This is a genomic window from Vibrio kyushuensis, from assembly GCF_050337325.1.
Lineage (GTDB): Bacteria > Pseudomonadota > Gammaproteobacteria > Enterobacterales > Vibrionaceae > Vibrio > Vibrio kyushuensis.
Window position 1 is genome coordinate 59,768 of record NZ_JAKJSV010000008.1, and the last position, 12,243, is coordinate 72,010.

The following is a 12,243-nucleotide window of genomic DNA, read 5'->3' on the forward strand; positions in this document are numbered from 1 at the left end:
AAACCAAGTGTAAGTATGGCTAAGATTTAGTCTCGACGTATCGAAATCACAAGTTAGTGCTATCGAATCACAAAAACGTACTAATGATTCAATTATCAATACAAACCTTTAAAAGCTAAAGGATTGTTTTAATTAGGAACGAGTTTCCCGCGACTAACGCAATACCCATCAGCATCGAATCGGCTCAAATACTGGCCATCTTGTACCAACGTAAGCGATCTAATATCTGCAAATTGCCAAGTCTTCCATTGGTAACATAAGCGGTCATCCTCTACCCACCAATAGCCCTCATCAATATCATTCGGCCTGTCAGACAATCCATGCATACGGCCGTCTATTTGAAAGGTAATTCGATAAGGAATATTAAAGCAATCACTGGTTAGTAATAAGTTTTCAGTTAATACTGATCGAATGCCTTTTCCCGTTAATCGCAGACCTTTACTATTTTCTAACCGCTCTAATGGCAATATCTGTTTTGCAAGTAGCGATAGCTGACGAACGCCTTCACGAATATTCACTTCATCAATCGAGTTGAAACTGAGTCGAAAACCATTGCTGCAGCGGTTGGTAAAGAAATACTGTTCACCAGAATTGATCAATATGCCCTTCTCTTCCGCTAATCTTGCAAGTTTGATCGCGTCAAACCCTTCAGTGTAATTGATCCAAAATGCGGTACCCGCCAATGATGGAATAACACCTGACTGAGGAAAGTAATAGTTCAGCGCCTTCTCCATGGTCAGCCATTTACTACGTAGGCTTTTTAGTAGCTTTTGAATCAGCCCATCGTAATAGCCAAGACTGATAAACAACGCCAAGGTTTGGCAATTATTTTTCGGTGGATAGGTGTGACTCTTTCTTTGCAGCAGTTTCGCACGTTCGATTAAAGGCGCAGCGGCGACAATAAATCCGATTCGAAGCCCCGGAGCAATCGTTGATGAGAAACTCGATAGATAAATAACGCGTTCGGTGGAGTATTCTCCTTTCAGCGCCAAAGTATCCTGCTCCATAAAGTTAACTTCATGTTCAAAATCGTCTTCTACAATCAGGAAATCATGCTCTTTGGCGCTCTTGATCAGCTGTTTTCTTCGCTCCGCTGACATACGAACGGTGGTCGGAAACTGATTACTAGGTGTGGTATAAACAATGTCACATTGAGCAACGTTATCATCCACCACCAAGCCTTGCTCATCGATATTAAGCGGCAAGATCATCGGCTGCTTAGCACTGAACTGAGCGTACGCTTCTGGGTAGCCCGGGTTCTCGATGCCGACGATGGATGTTCCACTGGTCAATAATCGGCTGATTAAGTGCAAGCTCTGTTGGCTACCCATGGTCACCATAATCTCTTCTGACTTGGCAAAGATACCTCGCCTAGGTAACACACGTGTTCTTATCTGCTCAGTTAACTCTTCATAATCATCGTGGGTTGATGTCCACTGCCGACTGTTGGCTTTATTGAGGGATTGAATCGCGCATTTTCGCCACTCAGCCACAGGGAAAATAGACTCATCAACCATGCCATGAATAAATCGATATGGATAATTGCCACCTTGCTGTGCTGCTCGTTCATAATTGGAATCATCAGCTTTTAGATAATTATCCCAGTTAAATTCCGACGTGGAACTCAGTGTAATCTTAGGAGTGCTGAGGATAAATTCTGGATTAATGAAGTAGCCTTTTCTCTCTTTTGAAATGAAAAAGCCTTCTTCACTGAGTTGGTCATAAACACGCAAAACGGTATTACGCGATACTTTCAAGCTCATCGCCAGCTTTCGAGAAGAGGTGACTGGTAAACTTCTATCGAGGAAACCACTCACAATCGCTTGGGTAATACCGGTTTTGATTTGGTCTTGAAGTGACAACGTATGATTGGGATCGATGTGAATATACTTCTCTAACATACTTCCTCGAAACTGAATGAACTGTCACTAGTATTGGTTATGAAAATGTTAATATCCGAGATTTAAGTCTCACAAATAAGAAACACTTAGTGCCAATTCCACAAGAGTGAAGAGCACTAAGTGTTTTTATACGTAGAGTGGCCTATTTAAGGGTTATGACTAACAAGCAATCTATTGAGTTCATGATTAACAATATCTAAGCCCTTATTAATAGCCTCTTGATCAATTGTTAATGGCGGAAGAAAGCGAATCACGTTGGCCTTAACGCCACAAGAGAGCAAGATCAAACCTTCTTTCGCTGCTGCTTGTACTAACCCTTTTGTTATATTGACTAATGGAGCACCTGTATCGGGATCATTTAGCTCTATCGCTATCATCGCCCCGATTTGACGAATGTCACCAATTTCCGGGATCTCTGTTTGCATTCGGTCTAAGCGACGTTTGAACTCGCCCCCCACTTCGTTGGCACGTTCACATAAACATTCATGTCTAATAACTTCAAGAACTGCAAGCCCAGCAACACAAGCCAATGGCGAACCTGCGTAAGTGCCGCCTAAACCGCCAGGGTTAGCGGAGTCCATAATTTCAGCGTTACCCACAACAGCAGAGATAGGGAAGCCACCCGCGATGCCTTTTGCCATAGTGGTTAAGTCTGGCGTTATCTCAAGGTGTTCAGAGGCAAACATCGCCCCTGTTCTGGCAAACCCTGTTTGAATTTCATCACAAATTAATACGATTCCATGTTTGTCACACAAAGCTCGAACTTGCTGTGCCCACGCTTTAGGCGCTTGATAAAAGCCCCCTTCACCTTGAACAGGTTCAAAAATGATCGCTGCAACACGGCTAGGTTCAATAGCGCAAGCAAACAAATCATCTAATGCCGCTAGGCTTTGTTCGTTGCTTATGCCGTGGTATTGATTAGGGAAAGGCGCGTGATATATTTCATTTGGAAATGGACCAAAATCCGCTTTATAGGGTGCAACCTTTCCAGTCAGCCCCATACACATATTGGTGCGACCGTGAAAGCCACCTTTAAACGCAATGACACCGCTTCGTTTGGTGTGCGCTCGCGCTACTTTAATCGCGTTTTCAACCGCTTCTGCTCCTGTGGTTAAAAAAATAGCTTTTTTCTCACAATCACCGGGAGCGAGATCCACCAACTTTTCTGCTAGCTCAACAAAGCTCGGATAAGGCGTGACCATCGCACACGTATGGCTAAAGTTATCCAGTTGAGCTTTTACCGCTTCTATAATTTTTGGGTGCGAATGGCCTGTGTTGGTAACAGCAATACCCGCAGCGAAATCAATATACTCATTTCCTTCAACATCAATGATTGTTGCATTTGATGCAGATTGAGCGTAAATAGGAGCAAGGTTGCCCATTCCTCTAGCAATCACCTGCTCTTTTCTTTGTTGCCACTGCATATTGCTCATAATACGCTTTCCTTCTCTTCCATTTATCCGTATTCAAAAATCCGCTGTGCGAATTCGATGGTTCGCCTACATACCACCTAGGCAGATGTACTTGGTGCTCAAATACTCTTCAATTCCTTGTCTTGCCCCTTCGCGGCCAAATCCAGACTGTTTGACTCCGCCAAATGGCGCAACTTCTGTAGAGATGATCCCTTCATTGATTCCAACCATGCCATATTCAAGCGCTTCTGCGACCTTGAAAGCTCGGTTAAGATCCTTGGTATAGAAATAGCTAGCTAGTCCATAAATGGTATCGTTCGCTTTTTCAATAAGATCGTCCGTATCAGTAAAACGTACCACTGGTGCGATCGGCCCAAATATCTCCTGACTAATAATGCTCATCTCTTGAGTCACTTCCGTCAATATCGCTGGTTGAATGAAGTTGCCTTCTAGGCTTTCACCACCAAAACGCAGCTCAGCACCTTGCGCCTGCGCTTGATCCAAAAGACGCAAAATATTAGTTTTGGCTTTTTTATCGATTAATGGACCAATCGACACGCCCTCATCTAAGCCATTACCAATTTTTAAATGACTCACTGCGGTAATAAACTTATCGACAAACTGATCATAAACCGAGTCATGAACATAAAAGCGATTGGCGCAAACACATGTTTGACCCGCATTTCGAAACTTAGAAGCAACCGCTCCCGTAACAGCAGCATCAAGATCAGCATCATCAAATACAATAAATGGGGCATTACCACCTAGCTCCATTGATGTGCGTTTAACGGTATCGGCTGTTAACTTGATGAGCGTTCGACCCACTTCTGTTGAACCAGTAAAAGAGAGCTTTTTAATATCTTCATGATTACTAAAAATATCCCCTACCACGACTGATGAGTGATTATTCACGACCACCAGTAAGTCTTCTGGCAAACCCGCTTGATAAGCAAGTTCAGCAATTGCATAAGCAGATAGAGGCGTTTGATTCGCCGGTTTCACAAGGCAACTACAACCTGCCGCCAATGCTGGCGCGGCTTTACGTGTAATCATCGCGATAGGAAAGTTCCAAGGCGTGATAGAGGCTGTGACACCAACAGGTTGTTTAATCGTCATCACACGTTTGTTGGTCGCTGGCGTTGGGATAGTTTCGCCATACGTTCGTTTGCCCTCTTCAGCAAACCACTGAATAAATGAAGCGCCATACATCACCTCACCTTTCGCTTCAGCCAATGGTTTTCCCTGCTCTAGAGTCATGATACGTGCCAGATCATCTGCATTGTCATGCACTAACTGGTACCAACGCTGTAGAACGGCGCAACGCTCTGAAGCGGTTTTCTTCTGCCACAGCTGCTGAGCTACTTTAGATTGTTCAACTTTCTGATAGATCTCCGAACTCGTTAATGAAGGTATATAACCTACAACACTGTCATCTGCGGGATTATATACAGCAATCGAGTTATCACCTTCCGCACACAACTTTGATAGCAACAACTTATTTACAATTAATTCCATTTCACAAGGCTCCATTGATACCGGATGTTATAAAAATCATAAGCTAGGTTGATAGAAACACTAAGAACCAGTTGAGGTTTAACGATGGTACCAAGGTTTTTTTTGGCTGGTACCACATGAAGTTCTCATCTGGTTCTAACACCAAGAATAAACTCTCTCTATATTGATAAATGAAACATTTGCGTAACATATCTCGATTATGCGAAATCAAAAAACAAAAGGATGAGGGCAAATAAATGTCTAATATGAAAGGAAATAAACTATTAAGTGGGTTACTAGCTGCTGCAATTGGTGTCACATCAGTAGTCGCTTCAACCCTCTCTTACGCTGCTGAATATAACTGGCGCTTTGCTAACCTTTATGGCCGTGGAACGGCTTACGGTGAAGTGTACGAAAACCTAGCCAAAAACATTGAAGTTATGTCAGACGGACGCATTAAGGTACAAGTTCTGTATTCAGGTGAAGGCGTTGGTACCAGCGGCATCCTTTCTTCTGTTAAATCTGGCCTTGTTACCATGGGCGCACCGTTCCAATCAATGCATGCGGGTGAGCTTCCTGCTGGTGTAGTTGAAATTGGTCTACCTGGCGGTACAGCGGATGTAGGTAAGCTGTCGACTCTGTTCCACGAGCAAGGTTGGGCAGACACATTAAAAGATGCGTACGGTTCACAAGGGATGACATGGCTTGCACCTTATATCCAGCCACCTGTTTACATCATTACTAAAACAGAAATTAAGTCTATTGAAGACTTTAAAGGCCTAAAAATCCGTGCTCCCGGTGCTTACGGCAAGTTCCTACGCAATCTAGGCGCTGCTCCAGTATCACTGTCTTGGAGTGAAATCTACACATCTCTAGCAACGGGCGTTATCGACGGTTCAATCGGCTCTAACATGATTGATCACCGCGATGGTAACCACGTAGAAGTCGCTAAATACATGTATAAACTGCCTCTAGCGGGTGCTCAAGTATTGCCTATCGTTGTCAACACGAAAGAATACAACAAACTACCAAAAGATCTTCAAGCAATCGTAAGTGCTGCAACAACCGTTCACGCTCAACAGCAGATGACAAAATCTATTCTTTGGGAATCACAAGCCGTGGCTCAAATGGAAGAGAAAGGTCTGAAATGGAGTCCTGAACCAACAGCCGCTGACATCCAAGCGTGGAGTGATGCAGGTAAAACATTGGCGAAAGAGTACTCAGACCAAGACAAATATTCGAAAAAGCTAATCGACCAATTACAACAGCTTTAACAAGAAGTAAAGATAAGGTGAGCGTCATGCTCACCTCTTTTTTGGAGGCAGGATGCTAGACTCTTCAAGGGTTAACCTAAAATCGGAACGAAACAAATTTGAGACCATATTGCTTAATTATTGCCGAGCTGTGCGATACGTTGTATGGGCTATAGGTCGAAGTGTTTCATTTCTTATTCCATTACTGGCTGGCATCGTCGCCTATGAAGTATTGGCTCGTTATTTTCTAGATTCACCGACCATCTGGGCCTATGACACATCTCTGTTTCTATTTGGCTATATCTCAGCATTAGGCGGGGCTTACGCACAACAGAAAAAATCGCACATTAATGTCGATGTTCTCTACCTCCATGTGCCTATGACCGTTAAGCGCCTATTCAGTTTAATAACCATCATACTCGCTGTTGGCTTTTTAGTCGTGATGGCCAACATTTGCTTTGAAAAATTCCTCGAAACACTCGAATACGGCTTTAAACGTCAATCAGAATGGGCCCCGAGCGTTCATCACTTTTGGTTAATGATCACTGTGGCGAGCGTTATTTTCATCGCCGAATATTCAGTGCAATTTATCAATCACTGTTTTGCTCTTATCACAGGTCGTGAGTTACTTCCGGGTTTATACCAAGAAGAACACGCAGCGCAAAACCAACCGGATAATGCCGATACGAAGTTAATAAACCAAGGGAAGTTAGCTAATCAGACAAAGTTAACGAACCAAGGGAAGTTAGCGAATAAAGAAAAATCAGATAACGAAAAATCGGCCAACCACGCTGAATCTGTCAATGTTTCTGTAGGAGGCGAACATGGGAATTGAAACGTTAACGCTAGTTTTATTAGCGTGTATATTAGTCGCCTTCGCATTAGGTGCTCAAGTTGGACTTGCGCTAGCCGGTATAGCAATGGGAATTGGTTACCTCACTTGGGGTGACACCCTATTCAACATCATTCCCACCACAGTTGAATCAACATTCTTTAGTTTCATTCTTCTCGCTATTCCCCTATATATCTACATGGGTCAACTGCTCACACGCTCCGGCATTGGTGATGCGATGTTCAACGCCAGTCAACTGATGATTGGCCGCGTTCGAGGCTCACTTGCCATCAGTGTTATTGGCGTCTGCTCTATGATTGGTGCAATGGTCGGCATTATTGGCGCGGGCATCATGACCTCAAGCAGCATCGCCTTAAAGCCTATGCTCGATCGCGGCTACGATAAAAAACTTGCACTTGGCGTCATTATGGCCGGCGGTTCGTTGGGCATTTTGATTCCACCGAGCATACCAATGATCATGTTTGCTTCTGCCACGCAAAACTCTGTAGGTCGAATGTTTTTAGGTGCGCTTGGTCCTGCATTAATCACCATCACACTGTTGATCACTTATGTCGTTATCTCTTGTAAATTGAACCCTAGTAGAGCACCTCGAGATGAAGAAAATGACATAGAAGTCCCAAGCGGGCTAGAGAAGTTTAATACCATACGCGATGGCGCTTCATCACTGCTTCTCATCGTTGCAGTACTTGGCAGTATTATTATGGGGATTGCAACGCCAACAGAGTCAGGCGCCATTGGTGTGGTCGGCGCGATTATATTGGCGATTTTGTTTAAACGTTTTAAACCTCAAATGATGCACAAAGCAGGCATTCAAACCGCGTTACTGGTCAGTGTCGCGATGTGGATAATACTAGGCGCATCCATATTCAGTAACTTCCACCTATTAATGGGCGTGCAGAATATGGTGGCTCAGTTTGCCACAGGGTTAGATCTTCCACCCATAATGATCATCATCATGTTCCAAATCATTATGTTATTGCTTGGTTTCATCATCGATGAATTCATCATCGTACTGATGTGCGCGCCCATCTTCACTCCTGTTGCAGTCATGTTGGGCTATGACCCAATCTGGTTTGGCGTATTGATGATTTTGAATATCGTCATTGCTGTACAAACACCCCCGTACGGTTTCGCGCTGTTTTACTTAAAAGGCATAGCTCCAAAAGGTGTCACTATGATGGACATCTATCGTTCAGTGACTCCATTTATCTTGGTTCAATTCCTTGTTCTCATAATTTGCATGGCCTTTCCACAAACCATCTTGTGGCTGCCGAATCAAATGATGAACTGACAAATCTAAAACCGACACCCAACTAGACAACAAGCTCGCTCTCCTTCTCTAATGACTTCACTAACGTGAAGGGGAGCTTTACACCTGTGCATTACAAAAACTGAAGGTTATGAAAACCCAGCAAAATCCGGGCTTGAATAACAGTAGTCTCAGCTCACTAAAATGGAGAAATAAAGATGAACGTCTCAACTTATATTCCATTGCTGATCAGTGGAATGATGGTCACTCATGCTCATGCGGATACCCTCTTTGAGGATAACTTCAATGCGGGGCTATCAAACTGGCAAACCAGCGGTAACGCATCAACCAACAGCAGTGTTGTGATTGATGGGTTATCGGCTTACTTAAAGCAAACGGGGCAGATTAACAGGCAAATTGATGTCTCCAATCACTCCAATGTGTCGGTAAGCTATTACATGGCGGCTAGGTTACTTGAGAGTGCTGACTACTGTTATGCCGAGTACGCGCTTGATGGCAATTCTAACTACACTCAACTTTCTTCGTTAGGCAACGGGCAAGACAATGGCAACTTTGTCTTTAACTCGGCCAATATTGCCAATGCCAACACACTCGATTTACGTTTTCGAGCGGCCACTGGTACGGCCGACCACTGTTATGTTGAAGAAGTACTGGTTAGCGGTGATGGTCAAACAAGCTCACCACAACCAAGCATCGACGTAACAAGCACTGTCAGTTTTGGTTCAATCCAAGTCGATAGCAATGTCAGCCAAAACCTTGATATCACGAACAGTGGAACCGAAGATCTTTCCATCACAAGTCTTTCACCACCAAACGGTGATTTTGCAATAACGCAAGATAATTGCTCTAGCTCAACATTAAGTCAGAACCAATCATGTGCGCTCACCCTCTCTTTTACTCCCTCTTTTTCAGGCACACATAATAGTAATTTGACGATATCAAGCAACGATCCGAATACACCCAATGCGCAAGTCTCGTTAACGGGCAGTGGAACTGCGGATCAAGGTGAAGGATACATTGAAAATTATGATCCACTTTATGGCAGTGGAAATGTCTCTCGGACAGAACTCACGCACCAAGAGCTTAATAGCAATAATCCAATCACCTACCTAACCCAAACCTCTGCTGTTGCTGTTCCAAGTGAAGCGGCGCAGCCAGATCATCAGCTTGAAGGGCGTATTCAATTAAGTTCGCCAGCAACAGCCGGTATCGGGCAGTTTACCGAACACAAGGATACCTTCCGCTACACCTCTAACGCTGACGATCCACGTAAGCATATCCCAGATTTTGACTTTAAGTTTGTGCAAAGTGGAACACACTTAATCCCTGTACAGCGAGGAATCCAATTAAGCTCTCACGAATATTGGGAGTACATTTTAGAACCAGGACGTGTTTGGAAAGAGAACTCTGACAATGGTGACTCACGTGCTGCCTTGCCTTTCTCTCTGATGCAAAAGAATTCCAACTGTGTTCACAACGGTGTCATGAGTTTTACGTTTAATGATCAATCTATTAGTCAGGTTTCTTACCAAATCGCGTCTGAAACTTGTCTTTACTACCAATTTGATATGTGGGGAAGTGTCGATGCGCAATACACACAGCAAACCGTTACCAATAGCTTACAGATTAAACAGGCCCACCAGACGTACGAATCCAGCAAAATCGAAATGCGTCCAATCAGCGAACTTGCCTCAGACTACCCAAGCTCAGGAGTAAACGCTGCTAACTTTGGTCACTCAAGTGAAGTGTCACCGGATCATATGTCCGTCTATGGGGTTTACTACAACGGTATTCACTACTCTGGCGGTTGTGAAACACGACAAGGCACGCACCCATACTGTGACCGATTGAGAGTCCCTTCCTACTCAACGGCGAAAACAGCGTTAGCAGGTACAGCGTCAATGCGCCTAGAAGCACTGTATCCGGGTTACATGGACAGCCAATTGACCGATCATATTCTACAAGCTGCGAATGATCCTGACGGTGATTGGAACGACGTTACACCAAACAATGCAATTGATATGGCAACGGGTAACTACCGACTATCGTCAGGTTATTTAAGTGACGAGTATTCAACAGCCAACGATACCGGGTTCTTCTTAGTCCTTGATCATGCAGGAAAGCTCGATTATTCACTGAGTCGTTACCCGCGCAAAGCAACGCCGGGCACCTTCTTTAACTACCATACTACTGATACCTATATCGCTACGGTGGCGGCGCAAAACTTCGTAAAAGGAGAGAGAGGAAATCAAGCCGATATCTTTGATGACATCATTGTTAACGATATCTGGACGCCGCTTAACGTTGATGAAGGGACCAAAGACACACGTCGAACTTACGATTCAGAAGCGATGCCATTTGGCGGATACGGCTTAACCTATCTGCGCGATGACATTGTGAAAATTGTGAAGTTTACCTCGATAGACCGAGGAGTCATCAATGGTCAGCAGATGCTTGACCCAAGTGAACTGGAAATCGCACTGTTTAACGATCCAGCGTCACCACCACTTGATGTTCGTAGCGACAGTAAATACTACAGCAACAGTGTGTGGGCGAAATTGAAAACCGTCTCACAAGGGTGTGAAACCTACGTACCTTACATGTCAGGTTACGGTGGTATCCAGTTTGTGATGCTCCCTAATGATGTTATCTACTATTACGTGAGTGATAACAATGAGTTTGCGTGGGATTTAGCGATTACAGAGGCAGGAAAACTGAACGCTTACTGCCAATAAAGCTATTGTTTTCAATTTGATTATCTAAGCCAACTAAGCTGAAATAGTCAAATCAAAGCCATTAAAAAAGCCAAGCAAAGTCATTGAGACGCTGCTTGGCTTTCATTTTTGTCAGTTCATTCACCATCGACTATTTAAGTAAAGCCCCCGCAATGCCCAAGTAATCAACGGTAAACATAACCTTATCGATAAATCGACTTAGTTGATTGACGAACGATCAAATCAATCGGTGGTAAACGCGCGTCGTGCCTTTCGCCAGAAAGTAGATTTAAAATTGATTCGGCACAAACAGCGCCAATTTCTTCAATTGGCTGACGCAGCGTAGTGAGCGCAGGAGTGAAATACTTAGATTCCGGAAGATCATCAAATCCAACGATTGAAACATCTTCAGGCACTTTATAACCACGGTCTGTTAAGGCTTTCATCGCGCCATAAGCGGTTTGATCATTTGCGGCAAAAATGGCTGAGAAGTGAACTTTAGAATCCAGTAATTCAATGGTTTTCTCATAACCCATCTCACTACTAAAGTTACCCTGCTTTACCAGTTTCGGATTAACTTTGATTTCCGATTCCGCCAAGGCTTTTTTGTAACCTTCATAACGAGCACTCGAATCTGGTTGACTGGATAACCCTTTAATATGAGCAATATTCACGTGACCTTGTTGAAGCAAGTGCAAGGTCGCAATATATCCGCCCAGGTTGTTGTTCAAGTTCAAACTACGAATGTTTTTACCTTCCACATCATAGCCAACGGTGACAACAGGAATTGATTCCGCTGTTTTTAAAATGGCCTCTTGTTTTAAATGGCCGGTAACAATGATGATTCCATCGACATTATTCTTGGTCAAATACTCAAGTGCATGCGCTTCAAGTTTACTCTGCCAGTGCCCTGTCGCGATCACTAAAGAATAACCCTGAGCGATCAATGTCTTCTCCATATCATTTAATATACGACTGGTATAAGGGCTATCTGGATGCTGAACTAAAACACCAATAGTCATTGAACGACGATTGGTCTTTTGCTGCACTGGATAGCTCGGCTTGTACCCTATTGTCTTAATCGCCTGTTCAATATTCTGGCTCTTATCGTCTGACACGTAAGTCGTACGATTTAAAAAGCGAGATACTGTGCTCGGCGAAACCCCTGCAAGTTTAGCAACATCGTAAACAGTCGGTGTTTTGGTCTTTTTTGTCATAATATATACACCTCATTTAGCAAGCAAGAAACGCAGATTACTCATGAAATTTACGAATTCAATCAGCGTAACCACAAAACGGGATCTTTATGGAAAACCGTTCGGTTAACTGCTTTCCATTTAACCATA

At 43.7% G+C, this 12,243-nt stretch carries 8 protein-coding genes; 4 read left to right on the forward strand and 4 right to left on the reverse strand.

The genetic code is table 11. The features are described from left to right. Positions 1–128 precede the first annotated feature (128 nt). The 3 genes from L4D20_RS17895 to L4D20_RS17905 all read right to left on the reverse strand — a co-directional run bounded on the left by L4D20_RS17895 (position 129) and on the right by L4D20_RS17905 (position 4,828). Positions 129–1,901, reverse strand: a complete 1,773-nt coding sequence (locus L4D20_RS17895; RefSeq protein ID WP_428802950.1) for an aminotransferase-like domain-containing protein — start codon at positions 1,899–1,901, stop codon at positions 129–131. 146 nt (positions 1,902–2,047) lie between these two features. After that, a complete protein-coding gene (gabT, locus tag L4D20_RS17900) occupies positions 2,048–3,334 on the reverse strand; it encodes a 4-aminobutyrate--2-oxoglutarate transaminase (RefSeq protein WP_428802951.1) in 1,287 nt (428 codons plus the stop codon). Between the two features lie 66 nt (positions 3,335–3,400). Continuing rightward, positions 3,401–4,828, reverse strand: coding sequence for an NAD-dependent succinate-semialdehyde dehydrogenase (locus tag L4D20_RS17905; protein ID WP_428802952.1), 1,428 nt, complete (start codon positions 4,826–4,828; stop codon positions 3,401–3,403). Positions 4,829–5,064: 236 nt separating this feature from the next. Here L4D20_RS17905 and L4D20_RS17910 point away from each other — a divergent pair, with 236 nt between their 5' ends. The 4 genes from L4D20_RS17910 to L4D20_RS17925 all read left to right on the forward strand — a co-directional run bounded on the left by L4D20_RS17910 (position 5,065) and on the right by L4D20_RS17925 (position 10,918). Further along, a complete protein-coding gene (locus L4D20_RS17910) occupies positions 5,065–6,081 on the forward strand; it encodes a TRAP transporter substrate-binding protein (RefSeq protein WP_428802953.1) in 1,017 nt (338 codons plus the stop codon). 52 nt (positions 6,082–6,133) lie between these two features. Beyond that, positions 6,134–6,895, forward strand: a complete 762-nt coding sequence (locus L4D20_RS17915; RefSeq protein WP_428802954.1) for a TRAP transporter small permease subunit — start codon at positions 6,134–6,136, stop codon at positions 6,893–6,895. Beyond that, positions 6,885–8,204, forward strand: coding sequence for a TRAP transporter large permease (locus L4D20_RS17920; RefSeq protein ID WP_428802955.1), 1,320 nt, complete (start codon positions 6,885–6,887; stop codon positions 8,202–8,204). Before L4D20_RS17915 ends, L4D20_RS17920 begins: the two co-directional genes overlap by 11 nt. A gap of 176 nt (positions 8,205–8,380) precedes the next feature. Further along, a complete protein-coding gene (locus L4D20_RS17925) occupies positions 8,381–10,918 on the forward strand; it encodes a choice-of-anchor D domain-containing protein (protein WP_428802956.1) in 2,538 nt (845 codons plus the stop codon). 182 nt (positions 10,919–11,100) lie between these two features. Here L4D20_RS17925 and L4D20_RS17930 read toward each other — a convergent pair whose 3' ends face one another. Further along, positions 11,101–12,114, reverse strand: a complete 1,014-nt coding sequence (locus L4D20_RS17930; protein WP_428802957.1) for a LacI family DNA-binding transcriptional regulator — start codon at positions 12,112–12,114, stop codon at positions 11,101–11,103. Between the last annotated feature and the right edge of the window lie 129 nt (positions 12,115–12,243).

What these genes read in the sequence shown, in the direction of transcription:
- L4D20_RS17895 (WP_428802950.1), bottom strand. Translation starts at nt 1,901, where the DNA reads ATGTTAGAGAAGTATATTCACATCGATCCCAATCATACGTTGTCACTT.
- gabT (WP_428802951.1), bottom strand. Translation starts at nt 3,334, where the DNA reads ATGAGCAATATGCAGTGGCAACAAAGAAAAGAGCAGGTGATTGCTAGA.
- L4D20_RS17905 (WP_428802952.1), bottom strand. Translation starts at nt 4,828, where the DNA reads ATGGAATTAATTGTAAATAAGTTGTTGCTATCAAAGTTGTGTGCGGAA.
- L4D20_RS17910 (WP_428802953.1), top strand. Translation starts at nt 5,065, where the DNA reads ATGTCTAATATGAAAGGAAATAAACTATTAAGTGGGTTACTAGCTGCT.
- L4D20_RS17915 (WP_428802954.1), top strand. Translation starts at nt 6,134, where the DNA reads ATGCTAGACTCTTCAAGGGTTAACCTAAAATCGGAACGAAACAAATTT.
- L4D20_RS17920 (WP_428802955.1), top strand. Translation starts at nt 6,885, where the DNA reads ATGGGAATTGAAACGTTAACGCTAGTTTTATTAGCGTGTATATTAGTC.
- L4D20_RS17925 (WP_428802956.1), top strand. Translation starts at nt 8,381, where the DNA reads ATGAACGTCTCAACTTATATTCCATTGCTGATCAGTGGAATGATGGTC.
- L4D20_RS17930 (WP_428802957.1), bottom strand. Translation starts at nt 12,114, where the DNA reads ATGACAAAAAAGACCAAAACACCGACTGTTTACGATGTTGCTAAACTT.